Here is a 23,891-nt window from a genome sequence, read left to right as displayed (position 1 = left end):
ATACTGCTGTCGTTCCGCGATTTACCTGTGGTAAACTGCCAGGAAGAAAATGACGGGGAATCGTGTGGGGAAAAAGAACTGCTGGGAAATCATGGCCTGCGGCCGTGGGCCGGATAAAAAAGGGGATGGCGGGGGAGATGTCTGCCCGGCCGCCCTGGCCGGGGAGCTTGACGGCATCCATGGCGGCATCAACGGCGGACGTGCCTGCTGGGTGGTGGCCGGCACTTTTTGTGGCGGGACGGTCCAGGGACAGTTCGCCCGCAAGTATTTCGATTGCCGTACCTGTGCTTTCTACGAGCAGGTGCGTGACGAGGAGAAGGGGAAGATGCTGAAGCCCCGGGAACTCCTTGATCGCCTTGCCCGCCGTGCCGGAGAGCCCGGCGAATCGATTCAGCCTAAGAGAGGCAGTTGAAGAAGTCCTGCGTTCAACTGCCGATTCCAGATTCAAAGGTCGGGGAGTTCCCGCAGCAGGGGGGCCAGCATATCCCCTGCCATGGCCCTGAGCTGGGCCACGAAGCCGGAGGGAAGGGGCGCGTGGAGCGTCAGCCTGTTTCCGTTTGAGGGATGGACGAAGGTGGTGCGGAAGGAGTGGAGGAGATGGCCGGGGTACTCGGGCAACGTCCCGCCGCCGTACCGCTTGTCCCCCCGGATAGGGTGGCCGATGATCCGGAAATGCTGGCGGATCTGGTGCATCCGGCCGGTGACCGGCCAGATCGCCACGAAGGCGATCCCTTTCCCCTGGAACAGGACGCGGAACCTGGTTTCAGCCTCCTTCCCCTCCAGTGGAGCCGAAATGCTCCCCGCTGGCGCCGCCGGTTTTCCCCCTACCACCCCCAGATACATCTTGTCCAGCCCCTCTTCCTGCAGCATCTGGCCGAACATGGCCGCAGACGCCGAACTCTTTCCCAGCATCACCACGCCGGAGGTTCCCCGGTCGAGCCGGTTGATCGGCCGTAGTTTCCCTTCCCCCCCCCGTTCCGCCATGAGTTTCATCCCGAGGTCGACCAGGTTCCGTTCATCGACTTCTGCGGCCCGGTGCATGGGGAGGCCCGGTTCCTTGTTGAATACCATGAGCCACTGGTCTTCGTAGAGGATGTCGAGGCGTGGTCGGTCGCCGGCCAGGAAATGCCGCGTCCGGACGCTCTCCTTGAGGGTAACCGTGTCCTCCAGGCGCAGGAGCGCTTCGAGGGAGGTAGGGGAGCCGTTGACCTTCAGGTGGCCCGTTTTCGCCAGTTGTTTCAGGTAGCCGTGGGGGGCGGCCGGGAGAAGGTTGCAGAGCAGGTTCTCCACTCGCCGGCAGTGATCGGTTTCCGTAATGCGGTAGGTAAACATGGGGGGAGTATAGCCCGCGACGGGGGAAGGCGCAAGCCGATTTATCACGGGTCGGGCAGGTGCACGGGGTAATGCCCGAACGGAAAAAGGCCTGCTCGTCGCAGGCCTTTTTCCGGTTGACATCTCCTCCAGGCGCTATTCCCGCACGTAGGTATCCATGTCCGAATCGTGGACCATCCCCATGACCCGGGCATACTCCGCTTCGATGACCACGAAATGGTTGTGGGTTTCCCGGGCATTGAGCTCGAACACCGCCCGGACCTCCTGGTTTTCTATTTTGGCGGCAGTTTCCCGCAGGGTCGTCTCCAGCTTCTGCTCGTTTTCCAGAGCCAGTTCCAGCGCTTTCTGCTCATTGAATCCTTCGTTGATGGTCTTGGCCATGGCGGCCAGCCAGGTTGATTCTTCCTCGGGGGGTGCGCTCATGAAGTCGTCGAAGGAGGTAATGTCACTGCCGTCGTAGGCCTTGAAAAAATGGCTCGCATGGACACGCTCTTCCTGGGCAAGGAGCTCGAAGACCCGCTTGGCGTCCTTGTCATGCATCAGCCTGGCCCCGAGCTCGTAAAAATTCATGGCATTTTTTTCCGTCTGAATCGCCTTTCTGACCGCTCCCTGCACACCGATGTTGTCGAACATTATCGCCTCCGCATAAATAGTATGATGTCGAATACCTCAGAAAATCACAGCAGTCCCTTCACCGCAGTCAGGACCGCCCCGTAATCCGGCTCCGTCGTTACTTCCGGCACGTGCTGGATGTAGCGGATGGTGTCCTGGGCGTCCACCACGAAGATGGAGCGGGAGAGGAGTTTCAGCTCCTTGATGAGCACGCCGTAGGAGAGGCCGAAGGAACGGTCCTGGTAGTCGGAGAGGGTCTGGACCCGGTCGATCCCCGCTGCACCGCACCAGCGCTTCTGGGCAAAGGGGAGGTCGAGGCTCACCGTGAGGACCACCACCGAATCGGGGAGTCCGGCCGCCTCCTGGTTGAAGCGGCGCGTTTCCGTGTCGCAGACCGGGGTGTCCAGGGAGGGGACGGTGCTGAATATCTTGATCTTGCCGGCAAAGTCCACAAGGGCCAGGGGTGCCAGGGAGGTGTCTACCACCCTGAAATCGGGAGCCCGGTCCCCGACCTTGAGTGCCGGACCAAGAAGTGTTATGGGGTTTCCCTTGAAGGTAACGCTGCCTGTTCTTTCCTCCATCGTGTATCTCCTTTTCTGTCAGATTGATCCTGGATACGACCGGTGCGGAGCGTCCAGCTATCCCGGGACTTCCCTGTCCAGATGGGCCAGGTGCGCCTGGGGTTCGTTGAATACGATGCCGAGATAATAGGCGCCGTTTCCGTAGGACTCCACATGGACAACCCGCCCCTGCACGGGGAGAAGAGCGTTCTCCAGATCGAGTTCCATCTCCATGGAGGAGCCGACGGCGATCTGCTGAAACACCTCCATGCCGACTCCGTTCATGCTGATATTCAGGGTGCGCCCCAGCGAAACGGGGGTTTTCTGTTCCTCCCCCTCCCGGTTGACATAGGAGATGAAGAACAGTTTGTTGACCCGGGGACAGGCCCGGTGCTTCCCTGAATATTCGTTCGTATCCATGGCCGGCTTCCTTTGATAGATGTAGTATCAAGCCACGTCAAGTATACCATAACGGTTGCGTATGCAACCTGCGGTGCCGGGAAGTTCCCGTTGACGAAAACAGGCCTGCGGAACAGGCCTGTTTTGAGGGATGCGCGTTTCCGTTGTCCCGGATCGCGCCGGTTTCAGCTCTTGGCTGACCACTGGCCATGAAGATTGCAATACTCGCGCACCACCACCTGCTCGGCGCTGATGGGGAACGTGGCCCGGGGGGCATCCCCCGGCTTGAGCCCCTGGCGGTATACCTTGCCGTCGGCGATGACTTCGATCCACTCTATGTAGTGCTTTTCCTCCATGGGGTGGGGAACGCTTCCCACGGTGACCGTAAGGGTGCCGTTGCCTTTTTCCATGACCGGCACGTGCTTCTCCTTGGCCGCATCCACCGTATTCTCGGCCTGCAGCTTCATCGGTTCACCGCAGCAGACCAGTTCGCCGCCACCGGCATGGAATACCTCGACGATATTGCCGCAGAGCTCACATTTGTACACTTCCAGATTGTTTGCCATGAACATGCTCCTCCTCTGAGATTTATTGCGAGGCTGACTTCCGCCTAGTTAAGCCACTGAACAAGGTTATCCGCAAGATGCCGATTGTCAACATCCAGAAACCGGTTCTGGAAGATGGCGTCGTCGCCGAACACCACGAACCGTCCCTGGCCCAGCTTGCCTGCGACGGCCACGCCGAAGGACTGGACCGCCTGCAGAGGCTTCCCGTCGGGTCCCGTTCCCAGATCGACGGATGCCCGGGGGCCGGTGGACGCGATGATTGCGGCCCGGGAATCCGTATTGGTCAGCGCCCAGCAGCCGTAGACGCTGAAACCGTCCAGGCCGGCCATGAGGGGGTCGCCGGCCAGGCTGGCAACCCGGAAGTTGAGCGGATTTCCATCGATAACGTTGTCCTGCTCCCTGATGACGCCGTTGGAGAAATCGACGCCGATCCGGTGCAGGAGATCCGCAAGGGGGGGGCCGACATGGAGCATGGCGGCCAGGCGCCCGCCCCGTTCCAGGAAACGGGCGATGGCGGCAACCTCGCCGGCTGCGTAGGGGGTGAACGGCCCCGACAGGATCAGGACGTCGGCGGTTTCCAGAATCCCGCCGTCAAGGGGGCCGTCGCTTTTCTTCACCTCGAATCCCCCGGCGCGAAACCGTTCGGCAAGGCCGGCCAGGTGAAGGGGGCCCTTTTCCCCGATGGTGAATCGCTGGCCATGCCCTTCATCGAACAGCGCTGACGGCCGGTCGCCGGCCCGGCTCACGCTGGCCGCAAGCAGCACCGTCAGCGCCATGATCATTCCTGCTCCTACCCTAAGGCGATTCATCCGGTTTTCCCTCCCTGGCAGTTTGAAATGTATCATACAGGACAAAAATGGTCTTGTTGGTTTTTATAGCATCAGATCGCGGCCGATGCAACCGGTTTTTTTCGGGTTCGCACCTGTTTTCGCGGACACACCCTTGCGGAATTCGGGATGCCCTGCGTCCCGGACGGTGGATTCCTGTTGACAGGAAGAGCGGCCACGATGTAATAGAAGAGAGCTTGCGGCGGCTGGCACAATACTGTCGCGCACCGTGCCCCGATCGGGAAGGAAAACATGCTATGAGAGAACTGCTGGGAGCCGTTGCCATTCTTCTGTCAGTCGCCTTCGCGGCCGACGCCATCAATCTCAGGGCCTATAACGGCAACGTGGATTTCGACCATATGGAGCACCGGAAGAATTTCGGCTGCACCGACTGCCACGAGGGGCCCCCCCGTCATTTCGAGATGACCAAGGAGTCCGCCCACAAGCTTTGTCTGGGGTGCCACAAAAAGGTGGGTGCCGGGCCGGTCGTTCACTGCAGTGACTGCCACAAGGCCCCCTGATTCTACCCTGCCGTACTGCCGGGGTTGCGCCGGTGGAGGCTGATGCCTCCCCTAGCAGGCGCTCCCCATCCCGGCTCCGACACGTATCCATCTGCTGGCATCCCGGTATTTCAGAATGGAGCCCGCTGCTATCATCTCGCCAAGGAATTGCTCCTTCACTACGTCATAAATCCTGTCCCGTTTCTGTACCAGTATTCCCATGATTCTTTCCCTTCCGGAGTAGGTTTGCGCTATCGTTCCCGCACGCATTTCATGCAGTGACCGTACCATTATTATAAAAATTTTATGTTAACTTTGTAATATGGCGGAATGACTCTCCAAATGGATTGCTCCGCTGGGGGAGGGAACGGCCACCTGTTTTCCGTTTGTATAGAAATAATATGCATCGGGGTAGGTGGGGCTTCTGGCAACACTCCCCGCCCATCCCGCAATTGTTGCTCAATTCCAGTTGGTTATGCAAGGCTTGGGACGAAGGGGAACGTTTGGTGTTCTGCATTGTTTGTATGGAAAATTTATACAGCGCATGTTGGTAGTATTCTGAATAAGGGATGACGGATGATTGCCGGAGGAGACGGTTGACAAGGAGACGCTCCAGCTTGTATGCTCACCTGGTAGCTGCACGACGCCACTCCATCAACGAGGTGTTCTCACCATGACCGACAATGACAAACCAGTGAATGACGAAAACGAAAACAACGGCGAAGAGAATTTCGCCGACCTGCTTGCCCGGAGTTTCGCCGCGACTCCCCGCCTGGCGCCGGGGGACAAGGTGGAGGTCAGGGTCCTCAAGATCTCCGGCGACTGGATCTTTCTCGACACCGGCCGTAAAGGGGAAGGGGTGCTGGAACGGAAGGAACTCCTGGATGCTGAGGGGAACCTGACCGTCCGGGAAGGGGACACGGTCACCGCCTGGTTCCTCTCCTCCCACAACAATGAAATGCGGTTCACCACCAAGGTCGGCGGAGGGGTGGCCGGCAATGCCCAGCTGGAAGATGCATGGCGCAGCGGCATTCCCGTGGAAGGGCGGGTGGAAAAGGAGATCAAGGGGGGCTTCGAGGTGAAGCTCGGGACGGTCCGCGCCTTCTGCCCTTATTCCCAGATGGGGCTGAAACGGGTTGCCGATGCCGCCGTCTATGTGGGACAGCACCTCTCCTTCAGGATCACCGAGTACGGGGAAAAAGGGCGCAACATCGTCCTTTCCCACCGGGCGGTACTGGAGGAACTGCAGCGCCAGGAAAAGGAGCGGCTCAAGGCCGCCCTTCAGGTTGACCAGACCGTCACCGGCACTGTTACATCCCTGCGGGACTTCGGCGCGTTCGTCGACATCGGCGGGGTGGAGGGGCTCATCCCCATGGCCGAGGTGGGGTGGGGACGGGTGACCGATATCCGGGAAGCCCTCAGCGTGGGGCAGCAGGTGCAGGTGGTCATCAAGCAGCTCGACTGGGACAACGGCCGCATCTCCCTGAGCCTGCGGGAGACCCTGGCCGATCCGTGGGAAAAGGCGGTAGTGAACTATCCGGAAGGCTCCTTCCATACCGGCCGGGTGGCACGCCTGGCCCAGTTCGGCGCCTTCGTAACCCTCGGCGAAGGGATCGACGGTCTCATCCACATCTCCCGCCTTGGTGCGGGGAAGCGGATCAACCACCCGCGGGAAGTGCTCAAGGAAGGTGAGGAGGTGGAAGTCAAGGTGGAGAGTGTGGACCGGGACAACCGCCGCATCTCCCTCGCTCTGGCCGGTGTGGCCCGGGCCGCCGACGAAGAGGAGGCAACCCTTGCCTCGTTCCGGAAGAGTGCCGAGGAAAGCTCGGCCCAGTCCCTCGGGTCGCTGGGGGAACTCCTGAAGGCGAAACTGGAAAAGGGAAAGAAGTAATTCATGGGGAAGGGACCTGCGGCAGAGGCGTCCCGGGCCGACTATATCACCCCCGACGGGGCGAAGCGCCTGCGGGAAGAGCTGGAGTGGCTCTGGAAGGTGGAGCGCCCCAAGGTTACCCAGGGGGTGGCCGATGCCGCCGCCGAGGGTGACCGCTCGGAGAATGCCGAGTACATCTACGGCAAGAAGCGTCTGCGGGAGATCGACCGTCGCATCCGTTTCCTCACCAAACGGCTCGACCTCCTGACCGTGGTTACATCACCCCCCTCCCGTACCGACCGGGTCTACTTCGGCGCCTGGGTGCGGCTGGAGGACGAGGCGGGGGAGGAGCGGGTCTACCGCATCGTCGGCCCGGACGAATCGGACGCCGCCCAGGGGTGGATCAGCCTGGATGCCCCCATGGGGAGGGCGCTGCTCGGCAAGCGGGAGGGGGACGAGGTGATGGTCCGCCGCCCGGCCGGAGATGCCACCTTCGTCATCCTCGATGTCAGCTACCAGCCGCTCACCAATGCTCAATAAACCTGGACCTGATTATTGCCACTTGGTTGTCCACAAGGCCCCAGTAGAGACTGAATTTCTCACCCCCTTTCCTTCTCCCTGGAGGGAGAAGGTGGCCGAAGGCCGGATGAGGGGGCCGCAGTGCGGTGAAAGTTTATTTTCACCCCCCCCCTCACCCTGGCCCTCCCTCAGGGAGAGGGGATTACATGCACAAAACGAAAAAAAGCCGCTGGCGCCAGCGGCTTTTTTCGTGGTAGTAGATACGGAGTCCGTTACTTGGCCATCTCCTTGATGTCCTTGATATCCTGTTTCCCCTGCTCATGGACCCCTTTCACCGCCTTAGTCGTATCTTCCTTCTTTTTCTTTGCTGCCGCCTTTTTCTCTTCCAGTTTCTTCTTCTGCTCGGCGGCCTTCTCGTCGGACTTTTTCTTCTTCTCCTGCAACTCCGCCTCTTTCTTCTTTGCCTTCTCCGTTACGGCCGACTCCTTCTGGACAGCCTTCTCCTTCATCTCGTCGTGCTTTTTCATGAGGTCGGTTGTGGGGGAGTAGACCTTGGCGGGCTCGGTGGCACAGGCGAGGCCGGCAAAGGCGGTGGCAGCGATGGTTGCAGCAAGAACGGTAAACAGTTTCTTCATGGTAAACCTCCAACGGATGAAATTTTGAGAAGTGTACCACCTAATCCCCGACGGTGCAACCCGGCCTGCCCGCCGTTGTCGCCGTTCTCTGCCGCTTGCCTGTTGCTCTTCCCTCTGCTATACCTGTAGCTGAACGCGGCATCGGAGTTAAACCGCCGGACCAGAGAATACAGGAGTTCCCATGTTAGCCCCCCATCGCGACCCGTCTGGCCAGTTTCCCGTCGAAAGGGACGCCTGCGCCATCATCTGTTACGTCAACAAGGAGGTGCGGCCGACCCACGGCAATGTGCAGCGGACAATAGAGGCCCTCATCAAGATGGGGCACCGGGCCGGCGAGATCAACGGCGAAGGGGACGGCTGCGGTATTCTCACCGACATCCCCCGCCTTATCTGGCGGGAGATCCTTGCCGGGGCGGGCCTCGACCCGGCCCTGGCCGAGACGGCGGGCTTTGCCGTAGGGCACCTCCTCATCCCCCGGGATGACCTTGCCGCCACACCGGACCTGCATGCTGCCATTGGCGAGTGCTGCCGCGCTGCCGGCGTGGAACTGCTGGTGGAGCGGGACGGCCTCGTCAGAAACGAAGTGCTTTCCGCCATGGCGAAAGCGGGGGAGCCGCTCTTCCGGCAGATGGCAGTTCTCTGCCCCGACCCGTCCACGGCACCCGCGCTCCTCTATGGCCTGCAGTTGGAGCTGGAGCGGCGCTTTCCCGTCCACGTGGCATCCCTCTCCACTACCGTCGCCGCTTACAAGGTTCACGGTGCGCCGGAGGTTCTCTCCCGCTACTATCCGGAACTGAAAAGGCGGGATTTCCTCTCCGCTGCCACCATCGGCCACAGCCGCTACTCCACCAACACCCTCCCTACGGTCCTGCGGGCCCAGCCCTTCTCCCTTCTCGGCCACAACGGCGAGATCAACACCATCGCCCGGCTGCGGGAAGAGGCCCGGATGATGGGGATCGACCTCACCTGGGACGGCAGCGACTCCCAGGACCTGAACCGGACCCTGGAGGGACTCATGTTCCGGTCAGGCCTCACCCTCTTCGAGGCTATGGAGATGGTATTCCCCCCCATCTTCAGCCAGATGGAGCAGTATTCACCCGAGCTGCAGGCCATGTACGGCTGGATGCGCCGCTACCTCAAGGCCTCCGCCCAGGGGCCGGCCGCAATCATCGCACGCCACCGCGACCTCTGCGTCTTCAGCGTGGATGCCATGGGGCTTCGGCCCCTCTGGTTCGGCGAGACGGAAAAGGAGCTGTTCGCCTCCTCCGAGCTGGGGGTGGTCCCCCACGAGGAGATCGCCTCTGATCCAAAACCCCTGGCGCCGGGGGAGAAGGTCGGCCTCCGCCTCACCCCCGGCAAACGGGTACAGGTGCTGGAGCACCAGGAACTCCGGAACGAGGCCTACCATCTGTTCCGCCGCCGGACCAACCTGGCTGCACACGCTGCTTCAGTCACCAACGGAGCGGAACTCAACTCCCCTTCCCCGCAAAAGGAGAGGGGGAAAGGGGGAAATGCCCGCTACCTCCGCGACAATTTCCTCTCCGCCCTGGCCTGGAAGAGCACCGACCTGCAGAACCTGCGGGAGATGGCGCGCACCGGCCAGGACCCCATCGCCTCCCTCGGTTACGATGGCCCGCTGGCGGCCCTCTCCAACCTGCGCCAGAACCTCTCCGACTACTTCAAGGAACAGGTTGCGGTGGTGACCAACCCGGCCATCGACCGGGAGCGGGAGGCGGAGCACTTCTCCATCCGGGTTTATCTCGGCCCGCGCCCCGCCTTGCGGGGGAAGGCCGAACGGAGCGTGGCCCTCGACGTGCCGCTTCTGACCGGTGGCCGGCCGGGAGAAATTTCTCCGGCTGACGGCGTGGCGGCGGAGAAATTCGGCACCTGCACCCTGGAAGCGCTCCGTGCCCATTTCGGCCTCCGGAGTTGCCGTACCCTCTCCTGTGCCCTCCGCCGCGGCGAGACCATCGACCAGGCCGCCGCCCGGCTCACGGCGGAGGCGATCGGGGCCGTCAGGCGGGGTGCCCGTCTCCTCGTGCTGGATGACGCGGGCGTCTTCTCATCCGGCCGGGATTTCCTCGATCCCTATCTGGCGGTGGCGGTGCTCCACAAGGGGCTCAAGGAGGCGATCCTCGCCGACGGGGAGAGCCTGCGGCGAAAGGTATCCCTGGTGGTCCGCTCCGGTGCGCTTCGCAACCTCCACGACCTGATCTTCGCCCTCGGCATGGGGGCCGATGCCCTCTCCCCCTACCTCATGTGGGAGCTGGCGCGGGAAGAGGAGAACGGTATCCCCAACCTCCTCTCCGTCCTTGCCAAGGGGCTGGAGAAGGTGATCTCCACCATGGGGACCCATGAGATCGGCGGCTACGGCAAGTATTTCGCATCCATCGGCCTCTGCCGCCACCTGGCAGAGATATTCGAGACCCCCAATTTCTGCGGTTCCGGCGAGGGTGGGCTTACCCTGGCCCGGCTGGAGGTGGAGAACCGGAGCCGTACCGCAGTGGCCCGGAGCAAGGTGAAAGAGCCGGCCCAGGTGCAGTTCCGCCTCTATCCCCGCATCTGGAAGATGGTCGGCGCGGTGGCCAAGATGGAGGAGACCTACGCCGACCTGTCCCGTCTCATCCAGCAGCTGGAGGGGGAGAATCCCCTGGCGGTCCGTCACCTCATCGACTTCCGTTTTCCCGAGGAGCTCTCCGTCGATCCGGAGGAGGTGGATACGGGAATCGGCGGCCATAGCCTCCCGATCCTCTTTTCCGCCATGAGCTTCGGCTCCCAGGGGGAGACCCCCTTCCGCATCTACGCCGAGGCGGCCCGCCGTCTCAACATCGTCTGCATGAACGGCGAGGGGGGGGAGATCGCCGACATGCTCGACGCCTACCGGCACAACCGGGGGCAGCAGGTCGCCTCCGGCCGTTTCGGGGTCTCCATGGAGTTCCTCAATTCGGTGGACTTCCTGGAGATCAAGGTGGGGCAGGGGGCCAAGCCGGGGGAAGGAGGGCATCTCCCCGGCTTCAAGGTGACTGAGAAGATCGCCGCGGCGCGGCACGCCACGCCGGGGGTCGCCCTCATCTCTCCCTCCAACAACCACGACATCTACTCCATCGAGGACCTGGCCCAGATCATCGAGGAGCTCCGCACCGCCAACCCCCGCGCCCGCATCTCGGTCAAGGTGCCGGCGGTGGCGGGAATCGGCACCATTGCCCTCGGCATCGCCAAGGCGGGGGCGGACATCATCACCATCAGCGGTTACGACGGAGGGACCGGAGCGGCCCGCAAGCATGCCATAAAGTTCGTCGGTTTCCCGGCGGAGATCGGGGTGCGGGAGGCACACCGTGCCCTGACCCAGGCGGGGATGCGCCACAAGGTGGAGATCTGGGCCGACGGCGGCGCCCGTACCGGCCGTGACGTCCTGAAGCTCATGCTCTTGGGGGCCAACCGGGTCGGCTTCGGCACCATGGCCATGATCATCATCGGCTGCACCGCCTGCCGTGGCTGCCATCTCGGGACCTGCCACGTGGGGATCGCCACCCAGATCGAGACCGTGGAGGAGGCGGAAAAGCGGGGGCTGAAGCGGTTCGTCCCCCGGGTACTGGAAAACGGCGTCATCTACGAAACCACCTTCTTCCGGGGGATGGCACGGGAAATCAAGATACTCACCGCCCGGCTCGGCTTCAAGCGGACCCAGGACCTGGTGGGCCGGGCTGATCTTCTCGTCCAGAGCCGGGGACTCGACCGCCTCGACCTGGCGGAACTCCTGGCCCCCATTCCGGCTGTGGCGATGAGACTGGTGGAGAGCAAGGTGCGCATCATCCGCAAACCCCTCAACTACCTTACCTCCCTCGTTTCCAACCTGGTGACCGATGCCTTCGACGCCGGCGAGGAACGGGTTCGCTACGATGACGACAATGCCACCAGTTCCGACCGTGCCATCGGCACCCATCTGGCCGGCACCATGGTGCGCGGTCTCCAGGAAGGGCGGTTCGGCGGCGGCAACCAGGCGCTCCTCCACTTCCACCGCGATGCCATCCCCGGCAACGGCCTGGCGGCTTTCAACATCCCCCGCATCAACATTCGTGTCGAGGGGGGGGCCCAGGACGGGGTCGGCAAATCTGCCCGGGGGGGGAAGATCGTCATACTCAAGGGGGAGAACCGCAACGGCCAGCGGGTGGGGGGCTCGGTGGGGAAGGGGCTCGCCTACGGCGCCCAGGGGGGGACCTTCATCATCCAGGGGGACGCCGACAGCCGGGCCGGCATTCGCCTCTCCGGGGCGGACGTGGTGATCGGCGGACGGCTCCGCGGCCCCCGTAACGACACCGCCGGCAACCTGGCCGGGCAGGCCAACATCAAGGGGTTTGCCTTCGAATACATGACCGCCGGCCGGGCGGTGGTGCTGGGGGACCCGGGGCCATGGCTCTGCTCCGGCATGACCGGTGGCACCGTTTACTGTCACCTGGACGAAGAGCTGGGGATGACCCGCGATGCCCTCCGGCGCCGGATTGCCCGGGGAGCGTCGGTGGAGGTCCGCGACCTTGAGGAGGATGATATCACCCAGGTCGAGGAACTTCTCCTCATCTACCACCGGGAACTCCTCCACTCCCACCAGGAAGAGGAGGCGGACTGGGTGGAGGATGCCGTTGCCCGCTGCCGCACCCGCTTCGTGAAGATCGTGCCGGTCGCGGGTGACGTACCTCCCCGGCTGATAACGGAGTAATCTGTGGTACACTTGTCGGGCGGAAGTCCACCACACTGAAGAGGAGAAAGCGATGTCACTGGAAGGGAAGCCGGCACCGGCCTTCGAACTGGCCGGGAGCGACGGCAGGATGCATTCGTTGAAGGAGTACGTCGGCAGGACCGTCATCATCTATTTCTATCCCCGCGACAATACGCCGGGGTGCACCAAGGAGGCATGCGGCTTCCGGGACCATCATCAATCCCTGACCAGTCTGGATGCGGTGGTGCTCGGTGTCAGCAAGGACAGCCTCAAATCCCACGACAAGTTCATCGCCGACTTCAACCTCCCCTTCGTCCTTCTCTCCGACCCCGAAGCGAAGATGATGGCGACTTACGGCGCATTCGGTGAAAAAGTGATGTACGGCAAGAAGACCACCGGCATCATCCGCTCCACGGTCGTCATCGGCCCGGATGGGAAGGTCGTCAGGCACTGGCCGAAGGTGGCCAAGGCCGAGGACCATCCGGCGGCGGTCCTTGACTTTCTGCAGCAGCAAAAGTAAACACACGCTTGATTGATACATACCACGTGAGAAGGAGATACCTTTACCATGGGAGTAGCATGGCGACCGGAACTTGCCATAAACGTGGCGGAAATTGACAGGCAGCACCAGGAACTGTTCCGCCGTTTCGACGAACTGCTGAAGGCCTGTGACAGCGGCCAGGGGCAGAAGGAGATCGCCCGCCTGCTGGATTTTCTCGGCGACTACGTACGGACCCACTTCCGCGACGAGGAGCGGATACAGGTCAACAGCAACTTCCCGGGGTACACGGAGCACCGGCGACAGCACCAGCAGTTCGTCTCCCGGCTCAACGATCTGAAGCAGCAGCTGGCCACGGACGGCGCCTCGCTCCCCGTCATACTCCAGACCAACCACATGATGGTGGACTGGCTCATCAACCACATCTCCAAGATGGATCGGCAGATCGGCGAACACCTCGCCGCCAGGGCCGGGTCCAGGCTGTGAGCACGGGGAATCGGCGGAAGGGTGGAGCATGACGACCGACATCACTACTTATATTGTGGCCTGCCCCCGGTGCGGCACCGCCAACCGGGTCCCGGCAAGCCGTGAAGGGGAAGCGGGGAGATGTGGCAACTGCCGTGTCCCCTTGCCCCCCCTCCATACGGCGCCGGTCACCCTCACCGACCAGAGTTTCGACCCGTTCGTAAACGCCTATCCGGTTCCGGTGCTGGCCGAGTTCTGGGCCCCCTGGTGACCGCACTGCCGCGACTTCGCACCGGTGGTGCGAGAGGTGGCCAGGGGACTGGCCGGACAGACAGCCGTCGTGCAGGTCAATACGGAGGAAAACCCCCGGCTTGCCCAACGGTTCGGCATCAGGGGGATACCGGCCCTCCTCATCATCCGGCAGGGGAGGGTGCTCGATTCCTTTAGCGGCTCCCGCGACAAAAACTCCCTCATTGCCTGGTTCAGGCGGGTGGTCCGCCAGGAACATTGACAGGCAGATGCCGCTACGCGGCCAGTAAGGTCATGTGCAGAGGAGACCGATGTCAGAACCGCCAACCACCTTTGGGGTGCAATCCGTTTCTCCTCTCCAGGGGGAGCTGGTGCCCCTTGTCGCCTACACGGCCGTGGCGGTGCTCCTCATCGGGGTGCTCCTCCTGGCCGCCTGGTGGCTCGGTGCCCGACGGCGCGGCGACGTCAAGGCCATGGCGTACGAATCGGGGGTCATCCCCACCGGCACCGCCCGGCTCGCCTACCCGGTTCCCTTCTACCTGGTTGCCATCTTCTTCATCGTCTTCGACGTGGAGGCGGTCTTTATCTTCGCCTGGGCCGTGGCCTGGGACAAGCTGGGGTTCCCCGGCCTCATCCATATCTCCTTTTTTATCGTGGTACTCCTTCTGGGGCTGATCTGGCTCTGGATAAAAGGTGGTTTAGATTGGGGCCCATCGCGCGAGCGGTTCAAGGATACTGATGGAAACTGAAACCCCCGACAATATCCTTCTCACCCGCCTGGACGATCTCATCAACTGGGGGCGGGCCAACTCCCTCTGGCCGATGTTCTTCGGCCTCTCCTGCTGTTTTGTCGAGATGATGACCTCCTTCACCTCCCGCTACGACATTTCCCGCTTCGGGGCCGAGGTGCTGCGCGGCACCCCCCGGGAGGCGGACCTTATGGTGATCGCCGGAACAGTGTTCAAGAAGATGGCCCCCTCCATACTCCGCCTCTACGAGCAGATGGCCGAGCCCCGCTGGGTCATCTCCATGGGTAGCTGCGCCAACTCCGGCGGTATGTACGACGTCTACAGCGTGGTGCAGGGGGTGAACCAGATCCTCCCCGTGGATGTGTACGTCCCCGGCTGCCCCCCCCGCCCCGAGGCGTTCCTCCAGGGGCTCATGCTCCTCCAGGAAAAGATCAGACGGGGCGAACGGCCGGCCCGGCCGGTGCTCCACCTTCCGGGGGGGACCCAGGGGACCACGGCGCCGATCCTGGTGGATGGGGTGACCAAGTCTCGCGATACCCGCGGCCCCGGCATGGAGGGGACCGCAATTCGTGGCACGTCGGTGCAGCACCCCCGGTTCTGGATGCCCCGTTCCGACGAGATGTGGCGCCCCCCCGCGCCGAAGCATCCCTTGCCCGATTTCGGCCTGGCCGGTGAGCTGGAGCGTGCTTTCGAAGGACGGGTGGCCCTGGACGGGAACGCCACCGATATGCTTACCTACCGGGCTCCGGCGGAACTGGTCCCGGAGGTGCTGAAGTTTCTGAAAAACCGCGGCACCAACCCCTTCCGCCGCCTTGAGGACCTGGCTGCCGTGGACGAGTCGTGCCGCCGGGAGCGGGAGCGGTTTCCCGACTTCACCCTCAACTACCACCTCCTCTGCTTCGACACCCCCGGCCATATCCGGATCAAGACCGGGCTCAAGGGTGATGCCCCCGAGCTCCCCAGCGCCACTCCCGTCTTTCCCGCCGCCAACTGGTATGAGCGGGAGGTCTTCGACATGTTCGGCATCCGCTTTGCCGGCCACCCCGACCCGCGGCGCATCCTCATGCCCCCCGACTGGGAGGGGCATCCCCTCCGGAAGGAGCACCCGTTTCGGGCCACGGAGATGCCTCCCTACACCGTCGACGACGCCCGCCGCCGCCAGCCCCTGCCCGCCGCCGACTTCTTCGAGCGGATCGACGAGGAGCACCTGGTCCTGAACCTGGGTCCCCAGCATCCCGGCACCCACGGCATCATCCGCTTCGTCCTGAAGCTGGACGGCGAGGAGATCGTCGACATGGATACGGACATCGGTTTCCATCACCGGGGGGCGGAGAAAATCGGCGAACGGCAGCACTGGAACCAGTTCATCCCCTACACCGACCGAATCGACTACCTGGCGGGGGTGCAGAATAACCTGGCCTACGTGACGAGCGTGGAGAAACTCTGCGGCATCACCGTCCCCGACCGGGCCGTTACCATCCGGGTCATGCTGGCGGAACTGTTCCGCATCGCCAGCCACCTGGTCTGGCTCGGTACCTTCGCCGCCGACGTGGGGGCCATGACCCCGGTCTTCTACACCTTTACCGACCGGGAAAAGATATTCGACATCGTGGAGCAGATCACCGGCGGCCGGATGCACCCGGCCTGGTTCCGGATCGGCGGCGTGGCCGAGGACCTCCCCGACGGATGGGAAGGACCGGTGCGGGAGCTCCTCGCCTGGATGCCGTCAAGGCTCAAGGAATACGAGGATCTTTTGAAGGAAAATCCGATTTTCACCGCCCGACTCAAGGGAGTGGGGAAGATAACCGCTGCGGAAGCCATGGAGTGGGGGCTTTCCGGACCCAACCTGCGGGCCTGCGGGGTGGAGTGGGACCTGCGGCGGAAAATTCCCTATGCCGGTTACGAGCGGTTCGACTTCGACGTGGTGACGGCCGAAGGGGGGGACTGCTGGGCCCGCTACCGGGTCCGGATGGGAGAGATCCACCAGTCGCTCCGCATCGTCCGGCAGTGCCTCGACGACATGCCCGACGGCCGCTGGATCACCGACGATTACCGCTTCGTCCTCCCCCGGAAGCGGGACACCCTCAACGACATCGAGTCCCTCATCCACCACTTCGTCAACTCGACGCGGGGGATGGCGCCGCCGGCCGGGGAGTGCTACCATGCCATCGAGGCCCCCAAGGGGGAAAACGGCTACTTCGTCGTCTCCGACGGCCTCAACGTCCCGTACCGGGTCCGGATCAAGACTCCCAGCTTCCCCCACATCCAGGCCCTCCCCCTCATGAGCAGGGGGTGGCTCGTGGCGGACTTTCTGGCGATCATCGGGTCGATAGACTTTGTGCTGGCTGATTTGGACAGGTAAGCAAGGGAATTCAACGCGGATGGACACGGATGAAAACGGATCATCGCGGATGACAACAGAATTTATCTACGAAATCACCGAATACTGTAAATCGAACATGTCGTCAACAATGAATTGTAATCCGCGCCAATCCTGACAAATCTGCGGCCTTCCGCGTTGAATTGTTGATTCTGAGGTTCTGAAATGATGCCGGAAAAACTGAAAACCGAGCTCCAGTCCCGCGTCGCCCATGCCGTCACCAGCCGCGAGGCGGCGGTGGATGTGATGAAGGAGCTGCAGCGGCACTATGGCTGGTTCACCGATGAGGCGGTCGGGGAGGCGGCGGAGCTCCTGGGGCTCACTGAGCTCCAGGTGGAAGAGCTGGCCACCTTCTACGAGATGATCTACCGCCGGCCGGTGGGGAAGCGGGTGATCCATGTCTGCGACTCCATCTCCTGCTGGGCGGTGGGGGGGGAGACCATGCTGGCCCACGTCGGCCGGCGTCTCGGCGTGGAGCCGGGGGAGACTACCGGGGACGGCATCTTCACCCTGCTTCCCTGCTGCTGTCTCGGCAATTGCGGCGAGGGACCGACCATGATGGTCGGTGACACCCTGTACGGTCGGCTGACTGCCGACAGCATCGACGAAATCCTCGCGCGGGAGCGCGGGGGCATCACTTGACCGGTATCAACCGGCAACACCAGAAAGGACGACGACATGAAAAAACGAGTACTGACCGCTGCCTGCATGCTTGCACTGACGGCCTTCGCCACCACCTGTTACGCGGACACGAAGAAAGGGCAGAAGATCGACGGCAAGAAGGAGTTCGAGGAGCACTGCGCGGTCTGCCACAAGGGCGGGGGCAACATCGTTAATCCGGCCAAGACCCTCAGCAAGAAGGATCGGGAGGCGAACGGCATCAAGACGGCCAAGGATATCATCGCCACGATGCGCAAGCCGGGCCCCGGGATGACGGCATTCGACAAAAAGACCGTGTCGGACAAGGAAGCCAGGGCGATCGCTGACTATGTTCTCAAGACATTCAAGTAAGCCATAGCCGGTGCATCTGCACCGAAAACCAACCAGAGGAGGTACGAGATGAAACGTTTCACTACCGTAGCAGCGGCCCTCGCCACAGTCACCCTGTTTGCCGCAACGGCATTCGCGTCGGGCGAAGATGTCTTCAAGGCGAAATGCATGGCCTGCCATCCGAACGGCGGCAACATCATGAAGAAGGAAAAGACCCTCAGCGGCAAGGACCTGGCCGCCAACAAGCTGAATACCACCAAGGCTCTGGTCAAGTACATGCGCAATCCCGGCCCCGGCATGACCAAGTTCGATGCCAAGGCGCTGCCTGAAAAAGATGCCAAGGCGGTGGCGGAATACATCCTGAAGGCCTTCAAGTAGAATCGTCGACTGTAGGGCACCCCTCGCGGGTGCCCTGAACGCGAATCCATGGGGAACGGGCATCCCGTGGATTCAGTAACTACGGGGTGCCGTCACCATGATCAGGATCAAACGCATCTACGACCCACCAGCGTCGGAAGACGGGCGGCGGGTGCTGGTGGACCGCCTCTGGCCGCGGGGGATTGCGAAGGACGCGGTGCGGCTCGACGACTGGCTGAAAGAGATCGCGCCGAGCGATGAGCTGCGGAAATGGTTTGGCCATGACCCGGCGAAGTGGGAGGAATTCCGGGAACGGTACCGTGCCGAGCTGCAATCCCACGCCGAAACATTGGCAACGCTCCGCGTCACGGCGAAAAAGGGGACCGTCACCCTCCTCTACGGGGCGAAGGATGAAGAGCACAACAACGCGATGGTGCTGAAAGAACTGCTTGATTAACCACAGAGGGCACGGAGAGAAAAACAAAATCTTTTATGAGTTAAAACCAAAGTAAATGATTTTGATTCCCTTCGGTTTTCTCCGTGACCTCTGTGGTAAAAGAAAAGGATTTGATGGAACAGGTGCTTTTCCGCCATAACCGCCCCGGCCGGGCGGTCACCTTCGCCGAATATGCCGGCGAGGGGGGCTTCGACGCTCTCCGGAAGGCACTCCGCGAGCTCTCTCCCGATGACGTGCAGCAACTGGTGATCGACGCCAACCTGCGCGGCCGGGGTGGGGCCGGTTTCCCGACGGGGAAGAAATGGTCCTTCGTCCCCCGCGACCTTCCCGGCCCCCGCTGGCTCATCTGCAACTGCGACGAGATGGAGCCGGGGACCTACAAGGACCGGGTGCTCCTGGAGGCGAACCCCTATTCTCTCGTGGAGGGGATGGTACTGGCATCCTACGCCATCGGCGTCCGTAATGCCTTTATCTTCATCCGGCGCGGCTACGAGACGGCGGCGGCCAACCTCCGGCGGGCCATCGCCGAGGCGAAGGATGCGGGGCTGCTGGGGGAGAACATCCTGGGGAGCGGCTTTTCCTGCGACATCGACGTCCACGTTTCCGCCGGCCGCTACATCTGCGGCGAGGAGACCGCCCTCATGAACGCCCTGGAGGGAAGGCGGGCCAACCCCCGTGCCAAGCCCCCCTTTCCGGCGGTGAAGGGGCTCTGGGGTGGGCCGACGGTGGTGAACAACGTGGAGACCCTGGCCAACATCCCCGCCATAGTCGCCCACGGACCGGCTTGGTTCAAGGGGCTGGCGCGCATCCCCGAGGCGTCGGGCACCAAGCTTTTCTGCATCAGCGGCCATGTCCGGAACACCGCCTGTTTCGAGCTTCCCCTCGGCATCACCCTGGGGGAGATCATTGACGGTCCCTGCGGCGGGATGCTGCCGGGGCGGGAGTTCAAGGCGTGCATCCCCGGTGGGGCATCAACCCCCTTCTTCACCGCCGAGCAGTTCAACGTCCCCATGGATTTCGACGCGGTGGCCAAGGCCGGCTCGCGACTGGGGACCGGCGGGGTCGTGGTCTTCGACACGGCGACCTGCATGGTGGCGGCAACCCTGAACCTCATCTCCTTCTATGCCCGGGAGTCATGCGGCTGGTGCACCCCCTGCCGGGAAGGGCTTCCCTACGTGCGCTGGATACTGGAGGAGATCGAGGCGGGGCGTGGTGCGGAGGAACATATCGGCATGCTCCGGGAGCATGTGCAGTATCTCAACTACGCCTTCTGTCCCCTGGCGCCGGGCGCCATGGGGCCGGTGGAGGGGCTGTTGCGGCTGTTCGAGGATGAAATCCGGGAGCACATAACGCTGGGGCGGTGCCCGTTCAAAAGGAGCATGTAATGGCGGAAAACGATGATTTCGGCGGGCTCGTCAACCGGGCGACACGCCTCTGGACGGGCAGCTTCAGCAACCTTCTCATCATCTCACTCGTCTTCATCTGTGTCGTCTGGATACCGGTTGCCAACGTGGGATTCGTTGCCGGCTACACCCGGGCGATCCTGAAAATAGCCCGGGGAGAGAAGGCGGAAGTTGGCGACCTCTTCCGCGCCTGGGACTGTTTCGGCGACCTCCTCGTCTACCTGCTGCTTGTCATCGTCGCCCAGTTTGCCCTGAACCACCTGCCGCTCCTTGGCCAGCTGGCGGGATTCGCCCTGTCGGTGGTGGTGGCCCCCGGCATGTACGGGATCATCGACCGGAAGATGAAGTTCATGGATGCCTTCCGCTGGAGCCTTCAGCAGATCCAGGCGGATCTGGTGGGGTGGCTCCTGGCGGTGCTCATCGGCGGTATCTTCATCGCGGTGGGGGCGCTGCTTTTCGGGGTCGGCATTATCCTGACCCTTGGCTGGGGAAGCCTGGTCATGGCCCTGCAGTACGACAAGGGGGAGGCTCCCCGGGTGATCATCCTCTAAGAAAGCTCTATGCCGAAGTTGACCATCGACAACATCGAAGTTGAAGTGCCTGCCGGCACCACCGTTCTGGAGGCGGCGAAGCGGATGGGGATATGGATTCCCCATTTCTGCTATCACCCAGCCTTGGGGAGCGTGGGGGCATGCCGGGTCTGTGCGGTGAAGTGTCTCGACGGGCCGGTGAAGGGGATCCAGATGTCGTGCATGCTCCCGGCCCAGGGGGGGATGGTGGTCTCCACCACCGATGCCGATGCCCGGGCGATGCGCCGCAATGTCATCGAGTGGCTCATGCTCAATCATCCCCACGACTGCCCGGTCTGTGACGAGGGGGGGGAGTGTCTGCTCCAGGACTACACCATCGCGGGGGGGCACGGCATCCGCCGATACGGGGGGAAGAAGCGGACCCACGTCAACCAGTATCTCGGTCCCCACATCGAGCACGAGATGAACCGCTGCATCCAGTGTTACCGCTGTGCCCGCTTCTACCAGGAATATGCCGGCGGTCGCGACTTCGGGGTCATGGGGAGTGCCCGGCGGGTCTACTTCGGCCGGTTTGTCGAGGGGGAGCTGGAATCCTCCTTCGCAGGCAATCTGGTGGACATCTGCCCCACGGGGGTCTTCACCGACAAGACCGCCCGCTTCCGGGCCCGTTACTGGGACTACGACCTGGCCCCGTCGGTCTGCCCCCACTGCTCCCTCGGCTGCAACACGGTACCTGCCGCCCGCTACCGGGAACTGCTCAAGACCATGGCCCGCCCCAACGACGCCGTGAACGGTCATTTCATCTGCGACCGGGGGCGGTTCGCCAACGGGGCGGTGAACGACCCGGAACGGCCGCGGGTGCCGCTGGTGGACGGCCAGGAAACGGGGTGGGATGAAGCGCTGGATGCCCTGGTTCTCCGCCTCGGCGAACTCCTCGACCTCCATGGGGAGGGGAGCGTAGCGGTGGTCGGTTCTTCCCGGCTTGCGCTCGAGGGGAGCGTGCTCCTGCCGATTCTTGCGGCATGCGCCGATGCCGGGGTCCTCTCCTACTTTGCCGACGCAGGGGAGGGGGATCGGGTGGCCGCGGCGGTCAGCCTGCTGACGGAGGAGAATGCCGCTTCCCAGGCCGATGTGCGGAGCGCCGATGCCGTCGTGATCATGGCGTGCGACCTTCTGGCTGAGGGGCCGATGCTGGCGCTGGCCGTACGCCAGGCGTGGCGGAAGGGGGCTCGGCTCTTCATGGTTGGGAGTGACTACGGGGAGGGAGTGGCAAAGGCGCTCGACGTGGAGGTCACCCCGCTGGAGGCGCTGGCGGACGTGCCGTTCGACCGGTTCCAGCAGCCGGTGGTCATCTGCGGGACCGCCACGGCGGAGATGGCCACCATTGAGGCTGCCGCAGCCGCCGGGACGAAGCTCACCTACACCCTTCCCGGCCCCAACGCCTTCGCCGCCACGCTCCTCTCCCGGGAGCACGGTGCCGGCTCCCTGGCGGAAGGGGTGGCGACGGGGAGGGTCAAGGGGATCATCGCCTTGGAGGGGGACATCCCGGAGGAACTGCTGGCCAGTGTTCCCTTCGTGGTTGCCGCCGACTGGCTCCCGACCGTCGCCGTCCGCAAGGCCCAGATCGTCCTCCCCACCACGGCCTGGGTAGAGATGGACGGGACCTTCGTCAACAACGAGGGGCGAGCCCAGCGGTTCAGGCGGACGATGCACGCGGGGCTCCCCATCAAGGGGCTCCCGGAGCGTTATCATGCCTCCGCTCACAAGCCGGCACCGTTTCACCCCCCCCGCGTGCATCGCAGCACGCCGCCGGGGGGGGAAGCGCTTCCCGCCTGGCGGGTGATCGCCGCGCTCATCGAACGGCTGGGGGGGGAGAAGGTTGAAGAGCCGTTAAGCGGCCGGTGGGAAGGGTTACGTAACCTCGACCCGGAAGGGGAGGGGGTTCGGGTGATGTAACCGGCAGGGGAGGCAAAAGGTCATGACAGAGCCGGTCTGCAGGGTCGTCATCGTCGGCGGGGGATTTGCCGGACTGAATGCCGCCAAGGTGCTCGGCAACGTGCAAGGGGTGGAGGTAACGCTGCTCGACAGCCGCAATTACCACCTCTTTCAGCCGCTTCTCTACCAGGTGGCCATGGCCGGACTCAATCCGTCGGACATTGCCTCCCCCATCCGGAGCATGCTGGCGCGCTACCGCAATGTCCGGGTGCTGCTCGACGAGGTTGTCACCATCGACCTCCCCCGACGGCAGGTCGTGACCCGGGACGACCCCCTCCCCTACGATTACCTGATACTGGCCTGCGGTACGCAGCATGCCTATTTCGGCCGGGACGAGTGGGAACCCCACGCCCCCGGTCTCAAGACCCTGGAACAGGCGACGGAGATCCGCCGCCGGGTCCTTACCGCCTTCGAGGAGGCGGAGAAGTGCACCGACGACCCGGAGCGCCGCCGGCAGCTGCTCACCTTCGTCGTCGTGGGGGGAGGGCCGACCGGCGTGGAACTGGCGGGGGCGATCGCCGAGATGAGCCGTTTCACCCTCGCCCACGATTTCCGCTCCATCGATCCCCGCATGAGCCAGGTCATCCTAGTCGAAGGGGGGGCACGGATCCTCGGGGCCTTCGCCGAGCCCCTGGCGGATAACGCATCCCGTTCCCTGGCAAGGCTCGGAGTGCAGGTCTGGACCTCCTGCCTGGTTACTTCCGTGGATGCCAACGGCATCGAGGCGTGCGAGAAGTCGGTGCCGGCAGCAACGGTCATCTGGGCAGCCGGGGTCGAGGCGTCCCCGCTGGGAAGGGGGCTTGGCGTCCCCCTCGACCCCCAGGGGAGGGTCCACGTGGAGCGGACCCTGAACATCAGGGGGTATCCGGAGGTGTTCGTGGTTGGGGACCAGGCCCACTGCCTCGATGAAGAGGGGAATCCCTACCCCGGCCTGGCGCCGGTGGCGCTCCAGCAGGGGCGCTCCGCCGCCCGCAACATCCTGCGCGACCTGGCGGGCAGACCGCGGCGGGAGTTCAGCTACCTGGACAAGGGGATGATGGCGGCCATCGGCAGGAGCAAGGCGGTCGGCCAGTTCCGGAAAATGAGGTTCACCGGATTCATCGCCTGGCTGGCATGGCTTCTGGTGCACATCTACTACCTTACCGGCTTTGCCAACCGATTGATGGTGGTTCTGCAGTGGGGATGGTCCTACCTCACCTTCAAGCGGGGGGCCCGCCTCATCACCCAGCCGGACTGGCGCCTCTACAAACGGGGACGCTCGGGCGACGGCCGATAGCATCCGT

The 23,891-nt window shown here is 63.2% G+C and carries 26 protein-coding genes; 18 read left to right on the top strand and 8 right to left on the bottom strand.

The window, feature by feature from the left end; genetic code table 11:
- The first annotated feature begins 49 nt into the window (after positions 1 to 49).
- The gene (locus KI810_RS01105) at positions 50 to 412 is read left to right on the top strand and encodes a two-CW domain-containing protein (protein WP_214173644.1); all 363 of its coding nucleotides are present in this window, start codon (positions 50 to 52) and stop codon (positions 410 to 412) included.
- Between the two features lie 32 nt (positions 413 to 444).
- On the opposite strand, the gene KI810_RS01100 is transcribed toward KI810_RS01105, so the two are convergent.
- The 6 genes from KI810_RS01100 to KI810_RS01075 all read right to left on the bottom strand — a co-directional run bounded on the left by KI810_RS01100 (position 445) and on the right by KI810_RS01075 (position 4,251).
- The gene (locus tag KI810_RS01100) at positions 445 to 1,332 is read right to left on the bottom strand and encodes an RluA family pseudouridine synthase (RefSeq protein WP_214173643.1); all 888 of its coding nucleotides are present in this window, start codon (positions 1,330 to 1,332) and stop codon (positions 445 to 447) included.
- Between the two features lie 135 nt (positions 1,333 to 1,467).
- Positions 1,468 to 1,965 (bottom strand): ferritin-like domain-containing protein, encoded by a 498-nt coding sequence (locus tag KI810_RS01095; protein WP_214173642.1) that lies wholly within the window; start codon positions 1,963 to 1,965, stop codon positions 1,468 to 1,470.
- A gap of 44 nt (positions 1,966 to 2,009) precedes the next feature.
- The gene (gene tpx, locus KI810_RS01090) at positions 2,010 to 2,525 is read right to left on the bottom strand and encodes a thiol peroxidase (RefSeq protein ID WP_214173641.1); all 516 of its coding nucleotides are present in this window, start codon (positions 2,523 to 2,525) and stop codon (positions 2,010 to 2,012) included.
- Between the two features lie 57 nt (positions 2,526 to 2,582).
- A complete protein-coding gene (locus KI810_RS01085; protein WP_214173640.1) occupies positions 2,583 to 2,924 on the bottom strand; it encodes a PilZ domain-containing protein in 342 nt (113 codons plus the stop codon).
- Positions 2,925 to 3,088: 164 nt separating this feature from the next.
- Positions 3,089 to 3,469 carry a desulfoferrodoxin gene (locus tag KI810_RS01080; protein ID WP_214173639.1) on the bottom strand — a complete coding sequence of 127 codons (381 nt, stop codon included), beginning with the start codon at positions 3,467 to 3,469 and terminating at the stop codon, positions 3,089 to 3,091.
- A 44-nt stretch (positions 3,470 to 3,513) separates the two neighbouring features.
- On the bottom strand, positions 3,514 to 4,251 hold the full coding sequence (locus KI810_RS01075; RefSeq protein WP_214173638.1) for a DUF4350 domain-containing protein: 738 nt from the start codon (positions 4,249 to 4,251) through the stop codon (positions 3,514 to 3,516).
- Positions 4,252 to 4,553: 302 nt separating this feature from the next.
- Between KI810_RS01075 and KI810_RS01070 the strand changes: the two genes are divergently transcribed.
- Positions 4,554 to 4,817: a cytochrome c3 family protein gene (locus KI810_RS01070; protein WP_214173637.1), complete on the top strand. Its 264-nt coding sequence runs from the start codon at positions 4,554 to 4,556 to the stop codon at positions 4,815 to 4,817.
- A 51-nt stretch (positions 4,818 to 4,868) separates the two neighbouring features.
- Here the strand turns inward: KI810_RS01070 and KI810_RS01065 are convergent, their stop codons facing one another.
- Positions 4,869 to 5,018 carry a GSU3473 family protein gene (locus KI810_RS01065; protein WP_214173636.1) on the bottom strand — a complete coding sequence of 50 codons (150 nt, stop codon included), beginning with the start codon at positions 5,016 to 5,018 and terminating at the stop codon, positions 4,869 to 4,871.
- A gap of 451 nt (positions 5,019 to 5,469) precedes the next feature.
- Here KI810_RS01065 and rpsA point away from each other — a divergent pair, with 451 nt between their 5' ends.
- Together rpsA and greB are read left to right on the top strand one after the other, a co-directional pair.
- Positions 5,470 to 6,687 carry a 30S ribosomal protein S1 gene (gene rpsA / locus KI810_RS01060; protein ID WP_214173635.1) on the top strand — a complete coding sequence of 406 codons (1,218 nt, stop codon included), beginning with the start codon at positions 5,470 to 5,472 and terminating at the stop codon, positions 6,685 to 6,687.
- A 3-nt stretch (positions 6,688 to 6,690) separates the two neighbouring features.
- Entirely contained in the window at positions 6,691 to 7,206 is a 516-nt protein-coding gene (gene greB / locus KI810_RS01055) for a transcription elongation factor GreB (RefSeq protein WP_214173634.1), read from the top strand.
- A gap of 251 nt (positions 7,207 to 7,457) precedes the next feature.
- Here greB and KI810_RS01050 read toward each other — a convergent pair whose 3' ends face one another.
- Positions 7,458 to 7,820, bottom strand: coding sequence for a hypothetical protein (locus KI810_RS01050; RefSeq protein ID WP_214173633.1), 363 nt, complete (start codon positions 7,818 to 7,820; stop codon positions 7,458 to 7,460).
- Between the two features lie 181 nt (positions 7,821 to 8,001).
- Here KI810_RS01050 and KI810_RS01045 point away from each other — a divergent pair, with 181 nt between their 5' ends.
- The 14 genes from KI810_RS01045 (at position 8,002) to KI810_RS00980 (ending at position 23,884) form a co-directional block, all read left to right on the top strand.
- Positions 8,002 to 12,534, top strand: a complete 4,533-nt coding sequence (locus tag KI810_RS01045) for a glutamate synthase-related protein (protein ID WP_214173632.1) — start codon at positions 8,002 to 8,004, stop codon at positions 12,532 to 12,534.
- A gap of 52 nt (positions 12,535 to 12,586) precedes the next feature.
- Positions 12,587 to 13,054 (top strand): peroxiredoxin, encoded by a 468-nt coding sequence (locus KI810_RS01040; RefSeq protein WP_214173631.1) that lies wholly within the window; start codon positions 12,587 to 12,589, stop codon positions 13,052 to 13,054.
- Positions 13,055 to 13,102: 48 nt separating this feature from the next.
- Positions 13,103 to 13,519, top strand: coding sequence for a bacteriohemerythrin (locus tag KI810_RS01035; protein ID WP_214173630.1), 417 nt, complete (start codon positions 13,103 to 13,105; stop codon positions 13,517 to 13,519).
- A gap of 28 nt (positions 13,520 to 13,547) precedes the next feature.
- Positions 13,548 to 14,009 (top strand): thioredoxin family protein, encoded by a 462-nt coding sequence (locus KI810_RS01030; protein WP_214173629.1) that lies wholly within the window; start codon positions 13,548 to 13,550, stop codon positions 14,007 to 14,009.
- 49 nt (positions 14,010 to 14,058) lie between these two features.
- Positions 14,059 to 14,496 carry an NADH-quinone oxidoreductase subunit A gene (locus tag KI810_RS01025; RefSeq protein ID WP_214173628.1) on the top strand — a complete coding sequence of 146 codons (438 nt, stop codon included), beginning with the start codon at positions 14,059 to 14,061 and terminating at the stop codon, positions 14,494 to 14,496.
- Entirely contained in the window at positions 14,483 to 16,858 is a 2,376-nt protein-coding gene (locus KI810_RS01020; protein WP_246525181.1) for an NADH-quinone oxidoreductase subunit B/C/D, read from the top strand. The genes KI810_RS01025 and KI810_RS01020 overlap by 14 nt, the downstream gene beginning before the upstream one ends.
- Before the next feature lie 183 nt (positions 16,859 to 17,041).
- Positions 17,042 to 17,518 carry an NADH-quinone oxidoreductase subunit NuoE gene (nuoE, locus tag KI810_RS01015; RefSeq protein ID WP_214173626.1) on the top strand — a complete coding sequence of 159 codons (477 nt, stop codon included), beginning with the start codon at positions 17,042 to 17,044 and terminating at the stop codon, positions 17,516 to 17,518.
- 36 nt (positions 17,519 to 17,554) lie between these two features.
- Positions 17,555 to 17,887, top strand: coding sequence for a c-type cytochrome (locus KI810_RS01010; RefSeq protein ID WP_214173625.1), 333 nt, complete (start codon positions 17,555 to 17,557; stop codon positions 17,885 to 17,887).
- Between the two features lie 48 nt (positions 17,888 to 17,935).
- Positions 17,936 to 18,244, top strand: a complete 309-nt coding sequence (locus tag KI810_RS01005; protein ID WP_214173624.1) for a c-type cytochrome — start codon at positions 17,936 to 17,938, stop codon at positions 18,242 to 18,244.
- A gap of 97 nt (positions 18,245 to 18,341) precedes the next feature.
- Entirely contained in the window at positions 18,342 to 18,680 is a 339-nt protein-coding gene (locus KI810_RS01000) for a DUF488 domain-containing protein (RefSeq protein WP_214173623.1), read from the top strand.
- 113 nt (positions 18,681 to 18,793) lie between these two features.
- Positions 18,794 to 20,065, top strand: a complete 1,272-nt coding sequence (nuoF, locus tag KI810_RS00995) for an NADH-quinone oxidoreductase subunit NuoF (protein ID WP_214173622.1) — start codon at positions 18,794 to 18,796, stop codon at positions 20,063 to 20,065.
- Positions 20,065 to 20,634: a zinc ribbon domain-containing protein gene (locus KI810_RS00990; protein WP_214173621.1), complete on the top strand. Its 570-nt coding sequence runs from the start codon at positions 20,065 to 20,067 to the stop codon at positions 20,632 to 20,634. Before nuoF ends, KI810_RS00990 begins: the two co-directional genes overlap by 1 nt.
- A gap of 9 nt (positions 20,635 to 20,643) precedes the next feature.
- A complete protein-coding gene (gene nuoG / locus KI810_RS00985; RefSeq protein WP_214173620.1) occupies positions 20,644 to 22,569 on the top strand; it encodes an NADH-quinone oxidoreductase subunit NuoG in 1,926 nt (641 codons plus the stop codon).
- 22 nt (positions 22,570 to 22,591) lie between these two features.
- Positions 22,592 to 23,884, top strand: coding sequence for an NAD(P)/FAD-dependent oxidoreductase (locus tag KI810_RS00980; RefSeq protein ID WP_214173619.1), 1,293 nt, complete (start codon positions 22,592 to 22,594; stop codon positions 23,882 to 23,884).
- Positions 23,885 to 23,891 lie beyond the last annotated feature (7 nt).

The sequence above is a fragment of the Geomobilimonas luticola genome (genome assembly GCF_018476905.1).
Taxonomy (GTDB): Bacteria; Desulfobacterota; Desulfuromonadia; order Geobacterales; family Geobacteraceae; genus Geomobilimonas; species Geomobilimonas luticola.
The sequence above is the reverse complement of the archived record's forward strand: the minus strand, read 5'-3'. Positions and strand labels throughout refer to the sequence as shown.

What these genes read in the sequence shown, in the direction of transcription:
- KI810_RS01075 (WP_214173638.1), bottom strand. Translation starts at nt 4,251, where the DNA reads ATGATCATGGCGCTGACGGTGCTGCTTGCGGCCAGCGTGAGCCGGGCC.
- KI810_RS01025 (WP_214173628.1), top strand. Translation starts at nt 14,059, where the DNA reads ATGTCAGAACCGCCAACCACCTTTGGGGTGCAATCCGTTTCTCCTCTC.
- KI810_RS01100 (WP_214173643.1), bottom strand. Translation starts at nt 1,332, where the DNA reads ATGTTTACCTACCGCATTACGGAAACCGATCACTGCCGGCGAGTGGAG.
- nuoE (WP_214173626.1), top strand. Translation starts at nt 17,042, where the DNA reads ATGATGCCGGAAAAACTGAAAACCGAGCTCCAGTCCCGCGTCGCCCAT.
- KI810_RS01080 (WP_214173639.1), bottom strand. Translation starts at nt 3,469, where the DNA reads ATGGCAAACAATCTGGAAGTGTACAAATGTGAGCTCTGCGGCAATATC.
- KI810_RS01000 (WP_214173623.1), top strand. Translation starts at nt 18,342, where the DNA reads ATGATCAGGATCAAACGCATCTACGACCCACCAGCGTCGGAAGACGGG.
- KI810_RS01005 (WP_214173624.1), top strand. Translation starts at nt 17,936, where the DNA reads ATGAAACGTTTCACTACCGTAGCAGCGGCCCTCGCCACAGTCACCCTG.
- nuoF (WP_214173622.1), top strand. Translation starts at nt 18,794, where the DNA reads ATGGAACAGGTGCTTTTCCGCCATAACCGCCCCGGCCGGGCGGTCACC.
- KI810_RS01085 (WP_214173640.1), bottom strand. Translation starts at nt 2,924, where the DNA reads ATGGATACGAACGAATATTCAGGGAAGCACCGGGCCTGTCCCCGGGTC.
- KI810_RS01095 (WP_214173642.1), bottom strand. Translation starts at nt 1,965, where the DNA reads ATGTTCGACAACATCGGTGTGCAGGGAGCGGTCAGAAAGGCGATTCAG.
- KI810_RS01105 (WP_214173644.1), top strand. Translation starts at nt 50, where the DNA reads ATGACGGGGAATCGTGTGGGGAAAAAGAACTGCTGGGAAATCATGGCC.
- KI810_RS01010 (WP_214173625.1), top strand. Translation starts at nt 17,555, where the DNA reads ATGAAAAAACGAGTACTGACCGCTGCCTGCATGCTTGCACTGACGGCC.
- tpx (WP_214173641.1), bottom strand. Translation starts at nt 2,525, where the DNA reads ATGGAGGAAAGAACAGGCAGCGTTACCTTCAAGGGAAACCCCATAACA.
- KI810_RS01040 (WP_214173631.1), top strand. Translation starts at nt 12,587, where the DNA reads ATGTCACTGGAAGGGAAGCCGGCACCGGCCTTCGAACTGGCCGGGAGC.
- nuoG (WP_214173620.1), top strand. Translation starts at nt 20,644, where the DNA reads ATGCCGAAGTTGACCATCGACAACATCGAAGTTGAAGTGCCTGCCGGC.
- KI810_RS01045 (WP_214173632.1), top strand. Translation starts at nt 8,002, where the DNA reads ATGTTAGCCCCCCATCGCGACCCGTCTGGCCAGTTTCCCGTCGAAAGG.
- greB (WP_214173634.1), top strand. Translation starts at nt 6,691, where the DNA reads ATGGGGAAGGGACCTGCGGCAGAGGCGTCCCGGGCCGACTATATCACC.
- KI810_RS00990 (WP_214173621.1), top strand. Translation starts at nt 20,065, where the DNA reads ATGGCGGAAAACGATGATTTCGGCGGGCTCGTCAACCGGGCGACACGC.
- KI810_RS00980 (WP_214173619.1), top strand. Translation starts at nt 22,592, where the DNA reads ATGACAGAGCCGGTCTGCAGGGTCGTCATCGTCGGCGGGGGATTTGCC.
- KI810_RS01070 (WP_214173637.1), top strand. Translation starts at nt 4,554, where the DNA reads ATGAGAGAACTGCTGGGAGCCGTTGCCATTCTTCTGTCAGTCGCCTTC.
- KI810_RS01035 (WP_214173630.1), top strand. Translation starts at nt 13,103, where the DNA reads ATGGGAGTAGCATGGCGACCGGAACTTGCCATAAACGTGGCGGAAATT.
- rpsA (WP_214173635.1), top strand. Translation starts at nt 5,470, where the DNA reads ATGACCGACAATGACAAACCAGTGAATGACGAAAACGAAAACAACGGC.
- KI810_RS01065 (WP_214173636.1), bottom strand. Translation starts at nt 5,018, where the DNA reads ATGGGAATACTGGTACAGAAACGGGACAGGATTTATGACGTAGTGAAG.
- KI810_RS01050 (WP_214173633.1), bottom strand. Translation starts at nt 7,820, where the DNA reads ATGAAGAAACTGTTTACCGTTCTTGCTGCAACCATCGCTGCCACCGCC.